This window comes from Sphingopyxis sp., from assembly GCF_016704835.1.
Classification (GTDB): Bacteria; Pseudomonadota; Alphaproteobacteria; order Sphingomonadales; family Sphingomonadaceae; genus Sphingopyxis.
Window position 1 is genome coordinate 110007 of sequence record NZ_JADIZJ010000001.1, and the last position, 19694, is coordinate 129700.

Annotated in this window: 15 protein-coding genes and 5 pseudogenes; 3 read left to right on the top strand and 17 right to left on the bottom strand. The window is 58.5% G+C overall.

Going from position 1 to position 19694, the window contains the following annotated elements:
* The first annotated feature begins 12 nt into the window (after positions 1-12).
* The gene (locus tag IPF76_RS00585) at positions 13-330 is read left to right on the top strand and encodes an MliC family protein (protein ID WP_293838238.1); all 318 of its coding nucleotides are present in this window, start codon (positions 13-15) and stop codon (positions 328-330) included.
* A gap of 270 nt (positions 331-600) precedes the next feature.
* On the opposite strand, the pseudogene IPF76_RS00590 reads toward IPF76_RS00585, so the two are convergent.
* The 7 genes and pseudogenes from IPF76_RS00590 to IPF76_RS00620 all read right to left on the bottom strand — a co-directional run.
* A pseudogene (locus IPF76_RS00590) lies at positions 601-1053 on the bottom strand (transposase); the annotation flags it as partial.
* A 203-nt stretch (positions 1054-1256) separates the two neighbouring features.
* Positions 1257-2468 carry an AMP-binding protein gene (locus tag IPF76_RS00595; protein ID WP_293841828.1) on the bottom strand — a complete coding sequence of 404 codons (1212 nt, stop codon included), beginning with the start codon at positions 2466-2468 and terminating at the stop codon, positions 1257-1259.
* Between the two features lie 204 nt (positions 2469-2672).
* Positions 2673-3401 (bottom strand): IS21-like element helper ATPase IstB, encoded by a 729-nt coding sequence (gene istB, locus IPF76_RS00600; RefSeq protein WP_293838241.1) that lies wholly within the window; start codon positions 3399-3401, stop codon positions 2673-2675.
* Positions 3388-4902, bottom strand: coding sequence for an IS21 family transposase (gene istA, locus IPF76_RS00605; protein WP_293838244.1), 1515 nt, complete (start codon positions 4900-4902; stop codon positions 3388-3390). Before istA ends, istB begins: the two co-directional genes overlap by 14 nt.
* Before the next feature lie 72 nt (positions 4903-4974).
* Complete coding sequence (locus IPF76_RS00610; RefSeq protein WP_293838247.1) at positions 4975-5298, bottom strand: AMP-binding protein; 324 nt, start codon at positions 5296-5298, stop codon at positions 4975-4977.
* Positions 5295-7295 (bottom strand): NAD(P)/FAD-dependent oxidoreductase, encoded by a 2001-nt coding sequence (locus IPF76_RS00615; RefSeq protein ID WP_293838250.1) that lies wholly within the window; start codon positions 7293-7295, stop codon positions 5295-5297. The genes IPF76_RS00610 and IPF76_RS00615 overlap by 4 nt, the downstream gene beginning before the upstream one ends.
* A 117-nt stretch (positions 7296-7412) precedes the next feature.
* Complete coding sequence (locus IPF76_RS00620) at positions 7413-9107, bottom strand: AMP-binding protein (RefSeq protein WP_293838253.1); 1695 nt, start codon at positions 9105-9107, stop codon at positions 7413-7415.
* A gap of 187 nt (positions 9108-9294) precedes the next feature.
* Between IPF76_RS00620 and IPF76_RS00625 the strand changes: the two genes are divergently transcribed.
* Positions 9295-9933, top strand: a complete 639-nt coding sequence (locus IPF76_RS00625) for a TetR/AcrR family transcriptional regulator (RefSeq protein WP_293838256.1) — start codon at positions 9295-9297, stop codon at positions 9931-9933.
* Positions 9934-10168: 235 nt separating this feature from the next.
* On the opposite strand, the gene IPF76_RS00630 is transcribed toward IPF76_RS00625, so the two are convergent.
* The 7 genes and pseudogenes from IPF76_RS00630 to IPF76_RS00655 form a co-directional block, all read right to left on the bottom strand.
* Positions 10169-11701, bottom strand: coding sequence for a TonB-dependent receptor (locus IPF76_RS00630; RefSeq protein WP_293838259.1), 1533 nt, complete (start codon positions 11699-11701; stop codon positions 10169-10171).
* Entirely contained in the window at positions 11686-12501 is an 816-nt protein-coding gene (locus IPF76_RS00635; protein WP_293838262.1) for a TonB-dependent receptor plug domain-containing protein, read from the bottom strand. Before IPF76_RS00635 ends, IPF76_RS00630 begins: the two co-directional genes overlap by 16 nt.
* 73 nt (positions 12502-12574) lie before the next feature.
* Positions 12575-13171: an enoyl-CoA hydratase/isomerase family protein gene (locus tag IPF76_RS00640; protein WP_293838265.1), complete on the bottom strand. Its 597-nt coding sequence runs from the start codon at positions 13169-13171 to the stop codon at positions 12575-12577.
* A pseudogene (locus IPF76_RS20680) lies at positions 13159-13368 on the bottom strand (enoyl-CoA hydratase-related protein); the annotation flags it as partial. The gene IPF76_RS00640 and the pseudogene IPF76_RS20680, both read right to left, overlap by 13 nt.
* Positions 13369-13372: 4 nt before the next feature.
* A complete protein-coding gene (locus tag IPF76_RS00645; protein WP_293838268.1) occupies positions 13373-14245 on the bottom strand; it encodes an SDR family oxidoreductase in 873 nt (290 codons plus the stop codon).
* A gap of 14 nt (positions 14246-14259) precedes the next feature.
* On the bottom strand, positions 14260-15150 hold the full coding sequence (locus IPF76_RS00650) for a crotonase/enoyl-CoA hydratase family protein (protein WP_293838271.1): 891 nt from the start codon (positions 15148-15150) through the stop codon (positions 14260-14262).
* A gap of 286 nt (positions 15151-15436) precedes the next feature.
* Positions 15437-15943, bottom strand: a pseudogene (locus IPF76_RS00655) (transposase); the annotation flags it as partial.
* 3 nt (positions 15944-15946) lie between these two features.
* On the opposite strand from IPF76_RS00655, the pseudogene IPF76_RS00660 reads away from it, so the two are divergent.
* Positions 15947-16084: pseudogene (locus IPF76_RS00660) on the top strand (IS5/IS1182 family transposase); the annotation flags it as partial.
* A 65-nt stretch (positions 16085-16149) separates the two neighbouring features.
* Here IPF76_RS00660 and IPF76_RS00665 read toward each other — a convergent pair.
* The 3 genes and pseudogenes from IPF76_RS00665 to IPF76_RS00675 form a co-directional block, all read right to left on the bottom strand.
* Positions 16150-16959, bottom strand: a complete 810-nt coding sequence (locus IPF76_RS00665) for a DUF3658 domain-containing protein (RefSeq protein WP_293838274.1) — start codon at positions 16957-16959, stop codon at positions 16150-16152.
* Between the two features lie 495 nt (positions 16960-17454).
* Positions 17455-18249 (bottom strand): annotated as a pseudogene (locus IPF76_RS00670) (IS3 family transposase); the annotation flags it as partial.
* A gap of 24 nt (positions 18250-18273) precedes the next feature.
* Entirely contained in the window at positions 18274-19305 is a 1032-nt protein-coding gene (locus tag IPF76_RS00675; RefSeq protein WP_293838277.1) for an IS110 family transposase, read from the bottom strand.
* Between the last annotated feature and the right edge of the window lie 389 nt (positions 19306-19694).

A 19694-nucleotide genomic window follows, 5' to 3' on the forward strand; every position in this document is an offset into this window, starting at 1 on the left:
GGGAGACACGATATGAAAACGACAACTTTTATTGCAGCGGGCGCCGCCTTCTTTGCACTGGCCGCATGCTCTTCGGTGCCCCGTAACACCGGGACCACCTATCAGTGCGACCGAGGCACTAAGTTGAAGGTCGATTATGTCGGCGACGGCGCGATTGTGCGCGTTAACGGGGGCCGCACAATGTTGCTCAAATCAACCCCAGCCAACCGCGGCCAAGTTTATGAGAATAAGAGCGGTGCACGGCTGCAACGCGACGGCAATGGCGTAGCGTGGAACACTGCAATGCGCTCGGCCGCCGAAAACTGCCGCGCGGTCAACACACCACTCTGACGAGCCAGAGCGATGAGGGCCGGGCGGCAGCTCGAGCCCGCTTCGACGGCTATTTTGTAACGTTGGCAAAGCCCTTGGGGCGATTGGGCAGATCGAACGTAACCGTCCGATTGCTAACGCGATGCCGTGATCTTGAGGCGGGCTGCGAGTTCTGGGTCAACGACGAAGTCATCGAGGAACTGGTGCCAGGCCGTGGTTGTGAGGCGTGCTTCGCTGAGCATGTTCGTCAGTTCGTCGATGCCGTCGTCAGTCAGAGCTGTGATGGCCTCAGTCGCCTTCGATCGGACGCTCGAGGAAGGCCGTCACCCGCTCGTCGATCTCCTCGCACAGCCGGCTGACCTGGCTCTTGGAAATGCCGCTCATTCCCATGGCCTTGACCAGATCTTCGACCGAACGGGTTGATATCCCTTGGATATAAGCTTCCTGGATGACCGCCGTCAGCGCCTTCTCCGCCACCCGGCGAGGCTCGAGAAAGCAGGGAAAGTAACTGCCTTTGCGCAGCTTGGGGATCTTCAGCTCGACCGTGCCCGCGCGGGTCTCCCAATCGCGGTCGCGGTAGCCGTTACGCTGAGCGAGCCGCTCCGCATCCTTCTCGCCGCCCGAACAGCCGCCCACTTCCAGTTCCATCAGGCGCTGCGCGGCAAAGCTGATCATGTCGCGCAGAAAATCGCCATCGGCGCTCTTCCCAACCAGCGCATTCAAGTCCATCTGATCCTTGGTCATCGGTGTTCTCCGTAAGTTGAGTTTTGCAACACAAGCTTACCGAAGTTCGCCGATGACCACCCGCGAAACTGACCGGACACTACAGCGCTTTTTCGATTAGCGCGTGTCCGGTCAGCTTCGCTACCGGCAGAACCTACACCACCGTCGGGGACACGACTGCGCGCGGACGCACTTTCCACCAATTGGCAGAGAACCGTATAAAACTAATCGCAGTTTGACTTACGAAGTTCCCGACGCATGATTTTCCCTGAAGATGTCATTGGCAAGTTGACTACGAACTTATATTTTCTCGGACGTTTATACGCAGCTAACTTATCATCACAGAATTCCGACAGATCTTGTTCGGTACATTCCGATCCTTGGGCACGAACGACGTATGCGCACGCGAGTTCGCCTTTCACCGGATCGGGTAAAGCTCCGACTGCAACCAAGGCAACGCCCGGGTGCCCAGCGAGAACGCGTTCAATTTCGGCGGGATAAATATTGTACCCGCCGGTGATGATCAAATCTTTCAGCCGGTCGACAATGAACAGGTGCCCGCTGGCGTCTTTTATCCCAATGTCGCCAGTGCGTAGCCAGCCCGAATTGATTGTGCGAGCGGTGGCATCGTCGTCGCGAAAATAGCCGAGCATCACAATGGGTCCGCGGATGACCAGCTCGCCGGGTACGCCAGCAGGCGCGTCACGCGTGAAATCATCAAGGTCGGCGATCCGGGTTTCTACACCCGGCAGCGACACTCCGATTGATCCGCTAGGGCGCCGCACATGCGGAAAATGGGTCGCGCCCAGTCCCGAAATCTCGGTCATGCCCCACAGCTCGATCAAGGGAGCGCCCGAGGCTTTCTCCCACCGCTCCACCACCGAAGAAGCTATTGTCTGTCCACCGACTGTGCATCGAGTCAGCGAGGAAACATCGCGAGTGCTCAAATCGCTGCTATCAAGCATCATGGCGTACATCGCGGGAACGCCCTCGATCATCGTAGCGCGATGTTGTTCGACGAGGCGCAACGCTTCTGCCGGATCGAAACGCTCCATTAAGACAACGGTACCTCCCATCAACCAAGTCCCGTTTATGACGACATTTCCATAGACGTGAGGCGCAGGGAGAGCCGAGATTACGACATCGGAGCTCGTTTTTGCATGCATTGCTGCTGTAGCAGCGCAGTTGTACAGCACTGCGCGATGACTTTGCATTGCACCTTTCGGATGGCCGGTAGTTCCCGAGGTATAGCCAATCGTGCTGACGTCATTCTCGGATGGGCCAGCCGTATCGGGTTGAGTACTTGCACAAAGCAGGCGCTCAAACTTGGCGGCGCCCGGCGTCCGGCCGTCAAAGTCGATAATTGTTCGCAGCGAAGGCAAACGATCCACAAGGGGCATGGCACTGCGAGCTTCCGAGGCTCCTGCAAATAGCATCACCGACTCACAATTCTCTAGAATGAATGTCAATCGGCGTGCAAACGGGACCCCCTATCGGCGCGCAAAAGGGACCCCCTTACACGATGGCGCAAGGTTGATCGGACACGCGCCGTTGCGCTGCGCGCGGCGTAGGGAGGGCGGAGCCCGACCGGAGGCGCGCGCAGCGCAAAGCATCTCTTATTCGGAAGTCAGCGGGGGCGATCAGCTGCGGTTTTTAAAGCGCCAGCTGTCATTGCCGGTCTCGACGATATCGCAATGATGAGTGACACGATCGAGGAGCGCGGTGGTCATCTTGGGATCGCCGAACACCGTTGGCCACTCGCCGAACGCGAGGTTGGTGGTGATGATAACGCTGGTCTGCTCGTAGAGCTTGCTGACCAGATGGAACAGCAGTTGGCCGCCTGAGCGGGCGAACGGCAGATATCCCAGTTCGTCGAGCACGATCAGGTCGAGGCGGGATAGCTGGGCGGCGAGAGCGCCGCTCTTGCCGATTCTGGCCTCCTCTTCGAGGCGGGTCACCAGATCGACGGTGTTGAAGTAGCGGCCTCGCGCACCCGAGCGAACGACATTGGCGGCGATGGCGATGGCAAGGTGGGTCTTGCCGGTGCCCGTGCCGCCGACCAGGACGATGTTGCGCCGAGCGGGCAGGAACGCGCCGCTGTGAAGCGAACGCACCAGGCCTTCATTGATCGGTGTGCCCTCGAACCGGAACGCATCGATGTCCTTCACGACCGGCAGCCGGGCGGCCGCCATCCGGTATCGGATCGACGCGGCATGGCGATGTGTTGCTTCCGCCCGCAGGAGGTCGGTCAGTATCTCCATCGTGGTGCGCTGGCGCTGAAGGCCGGTGGTGACCGCATCGTCGAACGCGCCCGCCATGCCCTTGAGCCCAAGCCCGCGCATCGCCTCGATCATGTCATGCCGCTGCATCGAAGGTCCTCAGCTGGTCGTAACGGGCGCAGTCGGCGATCGGCGGATGGCGCAAGGCGCTGTCCTCGGAGGTGATGATGGTGAGCGGTCGCGGCGGTTCGCGCCGCCGCGCCAGGATGTTGAGGATCAGGTCGTCGCTCGCCGTGCCGGTCGCCAACGCCTCGCGCACGGCCGCTTCGACCGGCTCCAGGCCATCGGTCAGCACGGCCGACAGCACGCGGACGAACCGGCGGTCGGCATCGTCGCCATTGCCAAGCTTGCGGCGCAGGCGCGCCAGCGCCGGCGGCAGATCCCAGTCCTGGAAGGGCGCACCGTTCCGCAGCGCTCCGGGCTTGCGGGCCAGCACCGGCAGATAATGCCAAGGGTCATAGATCGTGCGGTTGCGCCCGAAGTAGCGGGGATGCTCGGCGACAACCTCCTCGCCGCAGCGTACGACGATGCGGTCGGCATAGGCCCGGACCTGCACCGTCCGCCGCGCCAGCGTCGAGAGAACCGAGTAGCGGTTGCGATCGAAGCTGATCAGGCAGGTGCCAGTCACCGCATGCTCGCTCTCGTTAAAGCCGTCGAACGGTCCAAGCATCGGCTGCAGCGCGGATCGCTCGATCTCCAGCGCCTGCGCCACGGTCAGCTCGCCCTGTTCCGGGTGGGGCTGCCGTTCCGCCCAGCGCTGGCACTCGGCCTCCAGCCAGCCATTGAGCTCGTCGAGACTGGCGAACCGCAACCGGGGTTGGAAGAAGCGGCCCCGGATCGTCTGCACCTGGTTCTCGACCTGGCCCTTCTCCCATCCCGCCGCCGGCGAGCAGGCGGTCGGCTCGATCATATAATGGTCGGTCATGATCAAGAAGCGCCGGTTGAAGACCCGCTCCTTGCCGGTGAACACGCTCGTCACCGCCGTCTTCATATTATCGTAGATGCCGCGGCCCGGCACGCCGCCGAAGAAGGCAAAGCCGCGCGCATGCGCGTCGAACAGCATCTCCTGGCTCTCGCGCGGATACGCCCGGACATAGACCGCCCGCGATGCACACAGCCGCATATGCGCAACCTTCACGCGCATCGGCTTGCCGGCGATCTCCACGTCCTCATGGCTCCAGTCGAACTGATAGGCCTCGCCCGGCTTGAACATCAGCGGGATGAAGGCGGTAACACCATCGCCGGCATCCTTGCGTCGGTCGGCCTTCCAGCGCGCCGTGTATCGGCGCACAGCATCGTAGGAGCCCTCAAAACCTTCGCGCACCAGCAGGTCATGGATCCGCGTCATCCGCAGCCGCTCACGCCTGCCGCGCACCTCGTTCTCTTCCAGCAGTGTGTTCAGGCGATCCTGAAACGGCCCGATCCGCGGCAGCGGCTGAACCTTGCGCTGATAGTCGAATGCGCCTTCCGGCGCCCGGATCGCTTTGCGGATCACCTTCCGCGACACACGCAAATCCCGCGCGATCGCCTTGATCGCCTTGCCACCGGCATACTCGCGCCGAATCCGAACCACCGTCTCCAAAACCAACATCCCGATCTCGCCGCCTGATTATCCAGCCGGCTGCTTAAACCATCGAAATGAGGGGTCCCTTTTAGACGCCGATCACCCCGCTAACGGGGTCCTTTTTGCACGCCGATCCACAAGAATGAACGCGAGTTCGTCCTGAGTCAGCATGACGTTGATCGGGTTCACAACCGCCCCGGCTTTGAGTATGCCGTGATAAGTAACGAGCCATTCCCAGCGATTTTGAGAGAACAGTGACACCGCCTCACCGGGTTGGACGCCCAGCTTGGCAATTTCGCAAGCGAGGCTATCGCTCATTCGGTTCAACTCGCCGAAGGTGAACGACTCCGACCCGCAAACTAATGCAATTTTGTCCGCGAACTTCTTAGCGGCGTTCGGCAATATGTCACCGGGGCCGATCATCGCTCTGCCCCCGCATTGATCGGTTCCTCGGTCGGCTTCCGCGGCGGTGGTGCGGACGTGGCGTTGAAGTCGGCGAGATGGACGTCGCGAAGTTTGTTCCAATATTCGACATTGAGAAACGGCATGATGACACAGACCCTGCCATGCTCGTTGCGAAAGTATGTTTGCACTTTTTCGTGCTTCCATACCATTCGATCATGAAGCTCATCGACCTCCTCATTATATTTTTCCGTTGAGTCCTGCCGAGGCTCGATCGAAGTAATATGCTTCGAATTCATCTTTCCGAGGAGACGCCGGACGTATCGCATCTGCAGCTCCATAAAAAACATGAAGCTGCCAGCCACGGGGAAAGAATGAGGGCCGCCGAGCATAAACAGGTTTGGAAAGCCGGGCGTGGCCACGCCGAGATACGTTTTTGGGTCATCGTCGTTCCAAGCTTCGCGGATCGTCACGCCGTCCCGGCCAATTACCTCAAAACTGGACAGGAAGCGGGTGGCATCGTAGCCGGTAGCCCAGACGATAACATCCGCCTCAATGTGTTTTCCCGACTCCGTGACGACGCCCCCGTGAGTGACGGCCCTGGCACCCTCAGCGAAAAGCTGGACGTTTGGTCGGAGCAACGCACGGTACCAGCCATTGTCGAGAAGCATTCGTTTGCCGTAAGGGGGATAATCTGGAATGACTTTGGTCAGCAAATCCTCTCGCCCGTTGACTTGCTCTTTTATGTAATTCACAAAAAATCGGCGATGCGCGAAGTTTCTTGCGTTCATCGCGAGATCCGGACGCTCCCAAGCAGGGTCGGCGCGCAGGCCTGTGAGAACCTTGTCGCCGAACTGCCAAAAGAGGCGCGCCCAATACCATGCTCGGTAAAGCGGAAAGTTGGCGAGCAGATATCGGGTGCTATGTGAGATCGCTTCACCGAATTTTTCAAAAGGCGCTACCCATTGCGGCGACCGCTGCAGAATCGTGAGTTGGCCGACGCACTCCGCGATCGCAGGAACCACTTGCATTGCGCTTGCCCCTGTCCCGACCACGACTACCCGCTTGTCCACCAGATCCAGATCTTTCGGCCACGCAGAAGTATGGAACTGGCGGCCTTTGAAGTCCGTCATACCCGGAAGCTGTGGTAACTTAGGCTTACCGAAAATGCCGACGGCCGTAATCACCACCTGCGCCTGGAGCACCTCCGTTTTGCCGTTTGGAGATCTAGTCCGCACATGCCAGCAGTGTTCGGTATCGTCCCACGTGGTGCTCAAAACTTCGGTGTCGTATTTGACCTTCTCATTCACATTCAGACTGTCGATCACATCGTCGAAATATGTCAGGAGATCATCACGAAGGGTAAAGTGATGCGACCAGTCCTTGCTTCCGAACGAATAAGAATACAGGTGGCTTGGTGTATCGACGCCTGCGCCGGGATACCCGTTTTCAAGCCACGACCCGCCGCTGCGACCGTTCCGTTCGATGATCTGAAACGAGGCGCCCATTTCCTGCAAATGTTTGGCAGCAACGGTTACCGCCAGACTCATCCCGATGAGGATAACGTGGAAACCATCCGCGACGGGCGCGGCAGTCTCCTCATATTGGTCAAGCGGCTGGCCGGAAAACCGCGCTAGCTCCTCACGCATCATTCGACCATATTCTTCGGGAACAGACTCGCCCAGAAAGGCGGACATCATGCTAATGGCCTGCTGCTGAGACGGCAAGGCAATCGCAAGCGGCTTGCCCGCGCTGAGGCCGCGGAGCACGATGAGTGCTGCACCTCGCACCTCATCCTGATAAACCGGCTCTAATCCGCCGCTGTCATGATCGTCTAATCCGGCCGAAGCTGTCGGTCGATATGGCGACTCCAGCCACTTCCCATCGCCGGTAGCCTGGAAAAGCAACATCAAAAGAACCGGGATGTTCGCAGTTTCAACCGCGAGTTCGAGCTCGGAGAGGTGGGCGTCACCCGGCGAATTGTTCTCGAGCGACGTCATGACTTCAGGCCCCTTCATACAATGCTTCGATCTGCTCGGCGTGTTTTGCTTCAATGACATGCCGCCGGAGCTTCATGGTCGGACTGACTTCCTCCCCCTCGACTGACCACTCGCGGTCGACGAGGACCCAACGCTTTACCTGTTCTGCGCGCGACAAGTTCTGGTTGGCCCGCTCAACCGCCCGCGCGATTTCTGACACGATGTCTTTAACTTGGACGAAGTGGGACAAATCTCCTCCAACCCGCTGCCCAGTTCAACGGCTATCGAGCTGGCAGCTGTGCGATCGAGCATGATCAACGCAACGTTATATTTTCGACCATCTCCGACAACGCAGACTTGTCCAATCAGCGAGCTTGCGCCCTTTAATTCGGCCTCGATATTCATCGGTGACATGTTTTTACCGGCGGAGTTGATGATCAATTCTTTCTTTCTGCCAGTAAGTTTGAGATAGCCGTCCATGGTCCATTCTCCCGTGTCACCGGTATGGAGCCAGCCTTCGCCGTCGATCGTTTCTGCAGTTTGAACCGGGTCGTCGCGATATCCGCGCATGATGGTAGATCCGCGAACCAGAATCTCGTTGTCGCTTGCAAGGGTGATTTCGACATCGGGAAGCGGCTTACCTACGGTGCCGAACTTGATCCCCTCTGGCGGGTTCCACGTCGCGATGGCAGAAGATTCAGTCATACCCCAGAGTTCCGGCAACGGCATGCCGATCGCCGCGAAGAATTCATGAACATCGAGCGGCATCGGGGCAGCACCTACCATCAAGGTCATTACATCGCCGAACCCCATTCCATCGCGGAGTCCGCGGAATACTGCCTCTTCTGCGGCCCTATGACGTTCGATGTCAGCGGCATTGGTGTCGCTACCGCCTGCACGGGCGCGCCAAATGCGGATCCCTGCCTGAATCCCGTCGGAGAACAGGTTGCGGCGAGCTTCGTCCAAGGCGGCCACTTTTGTTTCGATTTGCGTTTTCAGTTTTTCCCATATTCGCGGCACCGCCATGAAAAATGTTGGGCGGGCCCGCTGTATGACTGAGTAGAGCTGACTAACATCAGGGCAGCAGAAGATGCCAAAACCCATGATATTGGATGCATAAATACCTGTCGTCCTGTCAGCAATATGCGCAGAGGGTAGATAAGAGACGATGCGACCGAAGGGCTGAATGGGCCATACTTGTATGAGTTTTTCCCATTGAGATAGAAGGTTGGCGTGCGTCAAATCCACCGCCTTGGGCGGACCCGTGGTCCCCGAAGTAAATACAAGGACGGCCGAGTCGTCGGGCGATACCGCGCGCCATGTCGCGTCAAAGTCGAATGTCTCCGATGTCATTTCGGCAAGCTCATCAAGTGTCAGAAATTTCCCATCCACCGGACCATCGACGAGGATGATGTGCTCGACCTTACAAGCAGCCATGTCGACGGCTGCCGATAGCCGGTCGACGAAGGCGCGCTCCGTGATAACGACCCGGGCTTCCGTCCGACGCAGCGTCTCCGAAATCTGGCTGATCGATGCGGTATTATAAACTGAATAAGCCACCGCGTTGAGATGCTGGATCGCCGTGTCCGCCAAAAAGAACTCCGGCCGGTTGGTAAGCATCAAGCCGACGACTTCGCCCTTGGAAACGCCTAGCCGGTTCAGGCCTGTCGAGATACGGCGAACCTTTTCGCCATACGCGGTCCAGGATATACACACATCATTGCTGTCATCGCGCCACACGAGCGCTGGCGCCTCTCCTTGGATGGCTACGTTAGCCTGAAAGCACTCGCAGACGCTATTTCGAAGGCTGAAACGTTCAGAATGAAAAGTCGCTCCGTGATCGTCGTTCAATTCACCTGACTGCGGCCTAACTTGCATCTTACTCTCCCGATCCCTGCATTTTTTGAACCGCGAGTCTTGGTCCAGACCCTATGGTACATTGTGAAGTGACTTCACTTTACTATGTTTGATGGTTCTTGCAACCCCGTGGTCAATCTGGGATTGCATCGCACAAGCTGATCTTGTTGACTGGAGAACTATGTCAAAACTGCTCGCCCAAACGCCGCGTGCAAAGTCCAAAAAATTGGCCAAGGCTCCGCACGGGACCGGGCATGCCCGTATCCGAAAAGCAGCCGAAGACCTGTTGATTGAAAAGGATGGCATTCTAGACATAGCGGAGCTCGCGAAGCGAGCTGGCGTGGCGAGCTCACTGCTTTACCGATATTATCCGTCGAAAAATGCGCTTCTCGCCGCGATCGTTGAGAATTTCTACGATCGATACGATCAAGTCGTCTTTAAGGTACCGAATGATCCTGCGGTAGGATATGCGGCAGGGATCAGGCGGCGACTGGAACAAATGGTGTTGTTCCACTATTCCGAACCATTAGCTGCAACCGTATTGTGCCGATTGGGGAGCACCGCCGATGTCGCTATAGTGGAACTGAAGCGTATCGAAAGTCACATCGACGCTGCTGCAGCGCAGGTTCGGCAGGGCCAGCGGCTCGGGGAGCTGCCGGGCGAGATCGACCCAGAGGTTGCCGGAGCCGTCGTTATAGGCGGGACCCATCAAGCTCTGGCCCGAGTCTTGACACGCGAGAAGCGCCCGTCTCCCGAATGGTTGACCGGCGAGCTTTGGCGGGCTTTCAGCCCTGTGCTTCATCTTTCAATTTCCGATTAGCACCGCGGCAGCCTAACCACTTCGTCAAATGTGATTGAACGAAAGCAAGGCGGTTCAACCTCAAACACCGGCCCCCTCAACAACCTCGTACCCGATTGTTGGTCCGCGCCATGTTGACAGCGGAAGTCAGCAAGGGAAAATTCGCAGCACGCTGGCGGTGACGAGACAAACGCCCGGCGGGCAGCACTATCTGCCGCGCTGCCGAGCGCCTGTCTGGATTTGACGTTAAATCGCGTTAAAAGGCGTAGGACAGCTCGATACCTGCTGACCGTCCCATGCCGACATGACGTGATAGATTGTCCACCTGCCTGAAAGTGTCTGTCCAATAATATTTATCGAAAAGATTTTTGACCCAGACCGTGGCTCGCCAACCCTGGTCGGGATTTGCGACGCCGAACCGGGCACCCACGATCTCGTACCCGGCGATCGCGACGAGGGGCGCTCCCCCGAATGCGCTGGTCGAGCTGCTTTGCGAAGAAATGCTGGCACCAGCGAACATGTTCAGTTCGCTCGAAACCGCCGTTTCATAGTCGGCGCTCGCTTGGAACGACCATCGCGGCGAAAAGGGATAGCTGTTCCCTCGGAAATTTGCCGCTACGCCGAACGGGTCGAAGTTGAGAAAGTCTTTTGTGACTTCGGTATCGAGATAAAGACCGCTTGCGCGCAATGACAACCCGTCGACCGGTCGTGTTACTACGGAGGCCTCAATTCCCCACGCGCGGGATTGCGGGACGTTAACGAGCGCCTCGAGCGCGCCGAGAACACCACCTGGATCGATGATCCGACCGCGCAACTGCTTATCCGTATAATCATAATAGAACGCCGACGCTTCGATATGGGTGGACCTGATCACATCCGCTTTAACGCCCCCTTCGAAGGCGAGTACGGACTCTTGGCTCACAGGCCGTAGTGCCAGCGAACTTGTTGCGTTGATGTTCGGAAAGCTGCCTGACTTATAGCCTTTGCTGGCTGTGAGGTAGATCAACGTGGATGGCGACGGCTTGAAATTCACACCGGTGCGCCATGAGATATTGTCCTGCGCCAGAGTGGCGAAATGGACGCCAGGGTTTGCCGTTACGGCGTCCAGCGTGATGCAAGTCCCCCGTGCGATAGGAATGACCGGTGTCGGATTGGGCATGCGAGATTTGATAACCCCCTGAATAATCGTCAGTCCGGCCGCAAGATTGCCATCGACGTCGATCGTGCACCCGGAAAACTCATTCCGATATTTGGTATATCGCACCCCGCCGATAACCGACACCTCATCGGTCAACTCAAACTCAACACTGCCGAAGATCGCCTTGGTTGTAATTTTTTGCTGATCGGACGCCAGTGATGCCGCGAACGGCTGAATGCCAAACGGCAAGAATCCGCGCGCGCTGGAGGTTCGCACGACAAAGGCAGTGTTCGCTTCTTCTGTCTTGTCGCGAGCATAACTGCCACCGATCGTAAACTCGGCTCGCCCATCCAGCAGATTGCCCACCAAGCGCAGCTCTTGGAAGATGGATTTCACCGAGCCGATCTGTCGCACCGAGAAGACATCAAGCGCACTTCCGTCCGTATCGCGGAAGTTATTCTGTTTATAATCCTGATAGGAAGTCGTCGAGATCAGGTCGAGGGAGTCCGACAACTCCAGTTCGGCTTTCACCGAGGCCGAATAATAGTCTCTGTTGGCTCGCAGCGCCTTGTCAGCGTCCCAATCGGCGATCCCTGGCTCAAACGGCGCCGGTATTTGGGCCGCAACCTCTGGGGTCACCCTGGCGGGCACTTGGGGGTCACTCGATATAGTGCGACTGCAACGGTGTCCGACCGGTCCCTGAAGCCGGCAAGGCTCAATGCGACTTTAAGGGTCGAAGTCGGAGTCCACTCTAACTGCGCCCGACCGCGAAGCAGGTTTTTGCTGCCGTTTTCGTCATCGCGCGTGTAGCTCTGCTGCCAGCCCCCCCCTCGGTCATAGCCAACGGCGAACCGAGCCCGCAGATTTTCGCTGATCGGACCGCCCACAGCAAACGTACCGGCAAATCCACCGAAGCTGTTCAATCCGACGTCAACGCTGCCAGCGAGCACCGAAGTCGGTTTAGCGGACACATAATTGATTGCTCCGCCGGTCGAATTTTGCCCGTAAAGCGTCCCTTGGGGGCCCTTTAAGACTTCTACGCGCTCAGTATCGAGCGTCGCCAGATCAGCCATGATGGGAAAGGGATAGCCAATCTCGTCCAGATAGACCGAGACAGCCGGCGATGCTGCAAGCGACTCCTCGTACAGGCCGACGCCTCTGATTGTATAAATCGGCGAACCCTTCTGACTCTCCGCAAAGGTAAACCCGGGGACGATTCGGGCAAGGTCCGCAGCGTTGTTGATGCCCTGCGCCTTGAGATCATCATTGGAGAAAGCGGATATTGCCATCCCGACGTCGTTGATCGACTGCGCCCGCCGCTGGGCGGTAACGATAATTTCGTCCGGGGCGCTTGCCACCTCCGGGGAAGGCTCCACTTGTGCGTATGCAGATTCTGCAGAAAGGACGCAAAGCGATGAGCCAATCAACATACCGATCTTAATGCATTTCATTTCGCTCTCCCATGTCAGATAATTATTATTGTTTTTAATAACAATGACGAAAATTCTGCAAACTATTAATATATTAATCGAAAATTGGCGTAGCCTTACTCAGAAAGGACTTAATCCCGATTTCTGGAATGCCGCTCGCAAAATGATCGACTGCCGTAGCGAGTTCGAATTCGCTTGCTTCACGCGCGGTCATGTCGGCTTCAATGCGCAGCATGGTTTTTAGCTGGGAAAGTGCTTTCCCGCTCAGGCCGGAGAACGAAGCTGCCGCTTCCGCCGCAGCATCCTCGAGTTCGGCTCGAGGGACGATCTTGAATATCAGTCCGAAATCCTGCAGTTCATTCGCGCTATAAAGCTGCCCCATGAGCAGCATCTGGCTCGCACGAAAATGACCCATCGCTTGAACTAGTTTACGTGCGACGCCGGTTGCCGGCAGCAGTCCATAGCGGACGTGGCCATCCCCTATCATCGATCCGTCCGCAGAGATGATGACGTCGCAGCAGAGCAGGATTTCGAGACCGCCTCCGACGCACGTCCCGTTGATCGCTCCGACGACAGGCTTGGACAATTCCCGCATCGCGGAAATGAAATGACTGAACGGCTGCAGGAATTCCGCCGCCACGCAATCCCGCTCCAGAAGGAGCGAGCATAGGTCAGATCCACGCCGGCACAAAACGCGTCGCCAGATCCGATCACCACGATCGATCGCACCGCATCGTCCGCCTCCGCGCAGGCGAATGCTCCTTGCAGCTCGGCGATCAACTGGGGATTAAGGCTGTTGAGCGCATGCGGCCGGTTCAGTCGGATCCACGCCACGTCACCTTTGACCGCGTAAATCACTGTGCTAGGCGAAAGATGCAGCGTATTCATCGATTCAGCCGATTCTGCGCCGCACGGTAGACTTGCCACCTGTCGTTCCGCGGTTCACTCCGACCAAACCTCGAAGCCCAGCATTATTGCCGAACGCCTCGTCCAGCCGCATTCCGGCTGCAAGAAGGCCGCCATCGACGGGTATGGCTGCCCCGGTGATGAACCGGGCGGCATCGCTCGCAAGAAAGCCGATCACCTCTGCGACGTCTTCCGGCTGCCCTATATCGGGCCAAGGTTGAATGCCGCGCAGGTCATCCGAAATTTGTTCCGCGCTTGCGCCGACGAGCGGGGTAGCGATAACGCCCGGACAAACTGTGTTGACCCTAATCCGATTGGTCGCGAGTTCCGCCGCAGAAGACTGTCCGAACATTATGACCGCAGCCTTTGCGGCGGAATAGGCCTGCGGAGCGCCACCGCTTCTTAACCCACCTACCGAAGCCGTATTGACGATCGAACCACCTTCCCCCTGCCGGATCATTGCCCGACTACCGTGCTTCGTCCCGAGGAAAACTCCCCTTACCAATATCTCGAACGTGTAATCCCAGTCTTCCGTTTCGATTTCCGTTACTGGCCCAAATGCCCCGCCGATGCCGGCGTTGTTGACGAGGCAGTCAAGGCGGCCAAAGGAGTCGACGGCACAATCGACCGCGGCAACGATTTCGTCTTCCTGAGAGACGTCTGTCTTGATGAAACGAAAGTTCGCTGGGCTGCCGACGCTGGACGTGAGGGTCTCACCTGATTGCTCATTTAAATCCGCTGCGACGACGTTCCAGCCCCGATCGAGAAACCAATGAACGCTGGCAAGCCCGATCCCGCTTGCGCCGCCGGTAACGAGTACCGAGCGCCGCAGTTCGGGATTTTGGATCAATGAGGACACGGCTCTTCGATCCTTCAAATGTGGATGACGTTGTTCGGATCGGGTCTGTTCTCGGCATCGGCCTGCGAATAGTCGCCAAAAGCCCGATCGCGTGCGGCGGCTGCGGCCGGCACGCCTTCCTTCTCCGCAAGCTCAAGAAATTTCAGCGCTTCCGGAGTGTTTCGCATCATACCGTCGAACATGCAGCCGATGGTTTGCACTTGGGAAAGGCCCATTGCCTCCACCGCCCGATTCACAACCAGCTTATTGGCTGCCAACTGCGATTGGGGAATGGTCGCCAATGCAAGTGCCTGGTCGCGCACAGTGGCTTCCAACTCGGCGAACGGCACGGATTTGTTGATGACGCCCAGTTCGGCAGCGAGCTTGCCCGACATCGACTTGCCGGTGAGGCCATATTCCTTGGCTTTGGTCAGCCCCAGACGATAAATCCAGAGGCCGGTCAGATAAGCGCCCCACAGTCGTGGCCCCGGCGTTCCTATGCATGCATCGTCGGACGCGATGATGAGATCGGCGGCCAATGCCAGTTCGCTGCCACCGCCCAGTGCGTAGCCATGGACCATCGCGATGACGGGCTTTGGGGAACGCCACAGCGACATGAAGTTCTGGACCGGTCCGCCGGGTGCGGTCAGCCAAACGAAATCCTTGCCGATATCCCACTTGCCATCTGTCTTGATATCGTCGTCCCACGCGTGAAAACCGTCCGCAAAATCGAACCCCGCACAGAAGGACCGACCCGCCCCGCGCAGGACGATAACCGATACGTCTGGATCGTTGCATGCAACGCCGACCGCCGCTTCGATTTCCGCCGGCATCGGCGGCACCAGAGCATTAAGGCGCGAAGGGCGGTTAAGCGTGATCGTGGCAATGGCGCCTTCGACGCCATAAATTATCGTCTCGAATTCCACTGCTAGCTCTCCCAAATCCCACAACCACTGCATGTGTGAAGTGAATTCACTTCTCTTTAGATTGATCAGCGGGGTTTGGCAATAGGCCTTGCGCTTACGCGCTCCAGGTTTCGATTAGTACGGAGGGACGGCACCGGAGGCGACGGAGCCTATACTTGGAAAGGGGGCTCGAGTTTCAGCCTAGTTTCGGGGTCTGGCCGATAATATTCGCCCATATGCGTTCGGGCTGGAGGCGCGCAGCGCTCGTGATTCTAGCGTCAACTCAATGACCGCTTTCGGGCTCACGCGGCAGGACGTGGAGCAGGAAGCGGCGGATGAACTCGTCGGAGCTGAGTGTCATGACGCGTTGGCGGTCGGCGCCGTCGCGGCGGTAGTCCTTATAACGCATGGTCACGCCAGCATCGCCGAACGCGAGCAGGCGCCGGTTCGAGATCGCGACCCGGTGGGTGTAGCGCGACAGATAGGCGAGCACCGCCTCGGGCCCGGCGAAGGGCGGCTTGGCATAGACGACCCAGTGCTTCTTCCGGGCCGGCGACAGGTGACGAAGGAATGTCCGTCGTTCGGCGAGCGGCGCCATTGCACCAAAGAAGCTGAGACGCCGGGCATCGTATAGCGCCAGCAACTGGGTCAGGAACAGGCGACGGAACAGTCGTCCAAGTACGCGCACCGGCAGCAGGAACGCAGGCCGAGACGATATCCAGCGCTTCCCACCGGGGGCGATGCCGCCGCCGGGCACGATCATGTGCACATGCGGATGATGCGTCATTGCGGATCCCCATGTGTGGAGCACAGCCGCGTCGAGCGCATGTTCAGCAAGCTAAAACAGCAACGACGCATTGCAACACGCTATGACAAAACCCTGCTCTCGTTCGAGAGCTTCCTCAACCTCGCCGCCACGCGACTATGGCTGAAATCTTTTGTCAACACGACCTAGCGGACTGGAGACTTAAGACTTTACGTTCCGGACCAAACGATAATTCGGGTGGGGAAGAGCCAGTATCAGGACGGTGCTCTATTTCGGACGTTATAATGTCGGATAGGCTTGTCCAGATGGTCGGCCTCAACAATCCCGATATCGGTCAGGTGACGGAGGCGCGACGCAAGAAAGGCATCTCCCAAGCCATTTCGCGGATCGCCATGTCCCATCGCTTGTCCGACAACGCGAGCGGCAAGCGTCCATTGCGGCGGGCAGCTTTCCAGGAGCAGCCCATCGTGCGCCGAAATCGGCCTGAACACCAATCGGCCTTTGGCATCGACCTCGCGAAGCGGCTCCGGTCTCCCTGCAATGTCCACAAACTCATCGGCCAGTGCTTTCACCTCCGATGTTCCGAGCGGAATCGCCTCTTGGGCAAAAATCACCAGGGCTTCCGGGGGGTGGACGGCCACCGAATGATAGTTTTGGCGAGCCGGGACCTTCACCTGACATAGCGAAATATCGATGCTTCCCAACCAATGGCAAGCCATGCGCAGCATGACATGGTCAGCGCCACTTTCGCTCACCCAAATGAGAAGGTGGCTCGGCCGATCCTGGCTCAGGCGCGCATGCAAATGACGCCATGGCGCGAAAGCGTCGGTCGGATCGAAACCATATTCATCCGAGAAATGTGGGCTTGCAGGAGGCTCTGGCTCGCTTGTGCCGATGGCATCGAGCGATCGCCAGAAATTCGCGCGTTCGTATCCATCCGATAACGGACCGAGCGAAAGATCGTCCATTATGCAATATATGTCGCCGGACAGGCCAAGTTCCTGCGTCGCGAAACGCAAGCTTCCCGCCGCACTCACCGACGCGACGAGATGGGCATTAGTCATGGCGTTTCCTCGCGGTAGCCTATGCGGAGCCGAGGGCTATAAGACTCGCATCGGCCCGTTCCATAGGGGAAATACTCTCCGTCGTGCAAAGACAAGCTCACCCGCAAGTCGCGTCCACTTCGGGCCCTTTTTTTGCCGTTGAACCTTACCGCACCGAGTGCCCATTACTATTGCCGGACTTGGCCGCTGCACGAACATGACGTAATCGCGGGAGCGCCGGCCATTGGCCAGGAGCACGAGATTACTGGAAGGTTGGTTGCTACCCGATAAGATGAAGTACGGGCTCACGATTGTCGACCGGGCCCAGCATCAAAGGAGGACATGGACATCAAGCAATGTCGGTGCAGGCCGGTCCAGGACCGTCCTTCGAAATGATCGAGCCCAAGTTTGATCTTCCCCCGGATCGGCGGACACACTGGGTTATCCGGTCATGCTCTGCTCGGCTTGCTCGGGGGTTAGATACCCGAGGGCCGAGTGCATGCGGTGCCGGTTGTACTAGCCTTCGATGTATCCAAACAGGGCCTGCCGCGCTTCGGCCTGCGTCGCCCATCGGCACTGATGGACAAGTTCGACCTTGAGGGCGTGGAAGAAGCTTTCCATTGGGGCATTATCGTAACAATTGCCCGTGCGGCTCATCGAGGGCGTCGCACCGATCGCGGCCAAGTGATCGACATAGGCGCCCGCTGCGTATTGCGATCCGCGATCCGAGTGACAGATGAGACCGCGGTCGGGCCTCTGCCGCTGGGCAGCCATCATCATGGCCGCCAGTGGCAACTCGGTCCGCATGTGATCGCGCATTGCCCATCCAACGATCTTGCGGGTTGCAAGGTCGAGCACCGCGGCCAGATACAACCACCCTTCACCGGTCGCGATATAGGTAATGTCGGCGAGCCAGATCCGGTTCGGCGCGGTTGCCACGAAGTTCTGAGCCAGCAGATTCGGAGCGATCGGCAAATAGTGACGGCTGTCGGTGGTGCACGGCCGGAACCGGCGCCCTGCCAGTGCCGGGATACGGTGCCGACGCATCAGGCGCTCGACGCGGCCACGGCTGCATCGATGACCTTCCGCCCGCAGGGCGGCATGCATTCTCGGCGATCCGTATCGCCCTTGATGCCGCGCCTGGAGCCGGCGCACGTCGTGCAGCAATGCCAAGTTCGCCGTGGTCCGCGCGCTCGGCGCACGGACGCACCAGTCGTAATAGCCGCTCCGCGACACGCCGAGCATGCGGCACATGACGTTCACCGGCCAGGTGGACGCATGCTGCTCGATAAAGGCGAACTTCATCGCGGCATCTCCGCAAAGATACCGACCGCTTTACCTCACTGACGCTGCTCGCTGAACCAAGAACACAGTCTCTCGCCGCATTAGAACCCAGACGATCCTCGCCAGCTTGTTGGCGAGAGCGACGACCACCGTATTATGGTGACATCGCGCCTGTAGGCCGCGCAGCCATTCGCCCAGTGCTGTGTCGCCTTTTGCCAGACTGGGCAGCGCGGCTCTCGCGCCGTGGATCAGGAGCGTCCGGAGATAAGTGTTCCCTCGCTTGCTGATCCCCAGCAGCCGCGGCTTCCCACCTGTCGTATGCTGTCGCGGAACGAGACCCAGCCAAGCTCCGAGATCTCTCGCCTGGCCAAAGGCTTCTGCTCGACCAACTGCGGCGACGAGGGCCGTGGCGTTGAGAGCGCCGATGCCGGGAATCGTCGTCAGGCGCTTGGCCACTTCGTCCGTGCGGGCGAGTTGGGCAAACTCCTGATCCTGTGCATCAATGCGGCGATCGAGAGCAGCCCATTCCGCGCGCATGTCGACCAGAAGGTCGCGGAGACGGCTGGAAACCAGCAGATTGTCGTCAGCGAGCATCTCATCAAGGGCCTTCTCGAACTTGCGGCGTCCTTGAGCTGCCGTAATGCCACGCTCAAGAAGCACGGCCCGCACCTGATTGATCAGCGTCGTTCTCGCTCTTACCAAACGCGACCGCACGCGATGCAGCGACTGAATGTCAAGCTGCTCTTGGCTCTTCAACTCGACGAAGCGCATCGTTGGTCGGGTCGCGGCTTCCGCAATTGCCTCCGCGTCACGGTCGTCGTTTTTCTGGGCTTTGACGTAAGGGCGCACATATTCGGGTGGCATGAGCTTCACCGTGTGACCTTGGGCGAGCAACAGGCGGCCGAGATAATGGGCACCACAGCAGGCCTCCATCGCAACCGTGCACGGCATATATTTCGCCGCAAAACTCGCGATACTCGCTGGTCGCATCCGTCGACGCAGCACTACCGCGCCCTGTTCATCCAGCGCCGCAACGCTGCAGCTGTTCTTGCCTAAGTCGATACCGATCATAACAATGGTCATTACTCGCTCCTCTCTGACTAGCACCAACATCGTAGCTTGATGTCGGTGAGTTGGGGCGGGCCATTCCATAAATCCGTCCGCGCCGTGATCACCGCCTGACCCACCGAATGTCTGCGGGAGGAATTTGAAGATGGCCTGACGGTATACCGACGCCCCGATAGCCTGAGTTAAAAAATGGCACTTTGATGCCGTCGTTTTTATGAGGCCTGGGTCGTGCGGCTCTCCATCTTGGCAACGGCTTTGCCGCTATGCCGTAACCGGACGTCGTTCGCCAAATTCGCCTGTCCAACGAGTGATCGATACAACCATCGCATTATGACCATGGGGAATAACCAGGCGGCATTTTGAATTGGACGGATTGGCAGAAAAATCTGATGCGATGCAGGATA

What these genes read in the sequence shown, in the direction of transcription:
- IPF76_RS00585 (WP_293838238.1), top strand. Translation starts at nt 13, where the DNA reads ATGAAAACGACAACTTTTATTGCAGCGGGCGCCGCCTTCTTTGCACTG.
- IPF76_RS00595 (WP_293841828.1), bottom strand. Translation starts at nt 2,468, where the DNA reads ATGCTATTTGCAGGAGCCTCGGAAGCTCGCAGTGCCATGCCCCTTGTG.
- istB (WP_293838241.1), bottom strand. Translation starts at nt 3,401, where the DNA reads ATGCAGCGGCATGACATGATCGAGGCGATGCGCGGGCTTGGGCTCAAG.
- istA (WP_293838244.1), bottom strand. Translation starts at nt 4,902, where the DNA reads ATGTTGGTTTTGGAGACGGTGGTTCGGATTCGGCGCGAGTATGCCGGT.
- IPF76_RS00610 (WP_293838247.1), bottom strand. Translation starts at nt 5,298, where the DNA reads ATGATCGGCCCCGGTGACATATTGCCGAACGCCGCTAAGAAGTTCGCG.
- IPF76_RS00615 (WP_293838250.1), bottom strand. Translation starts at nt 7,295, where the DNA reads ATGAAGGGGCCTGAAGTCATGACGTCGCTCGAGAACAATTCGCCGGGT.
- IPF76_RS00625 (WP_293838256.1), top strand. Translation starts at nt 9,295, where the DNA reads ATGTCAAAACTGCTCGCCCAAACGCCGCGTGCAAAGTCCAAAAAATTG.
- IPF76_RS00635 (WP_293838262.1), bottom strand. Translation starts at nt 12,501, where the DNA reads ATGAAATGCATTAAGATCGGTATGTTGATTGGCTCATCGCTTTGCGTC.
- IPF76_RS00665 (WP_293838274.1), bottom strand. Translation starts at nt 16,959, where the DNA reads ATGACTAATGCCCATCTCGTCGCGTCGGTGAGTGCGGCGGGAAGCTTG.
- IPF76_RS00675 (WP_293838277.1), bottom strand. Translation starts at nt 19,305, where the DNA reads ATGACCATTGTTATGATCGGTATCGACTTAGGCAAGAACAGCTGCAGC.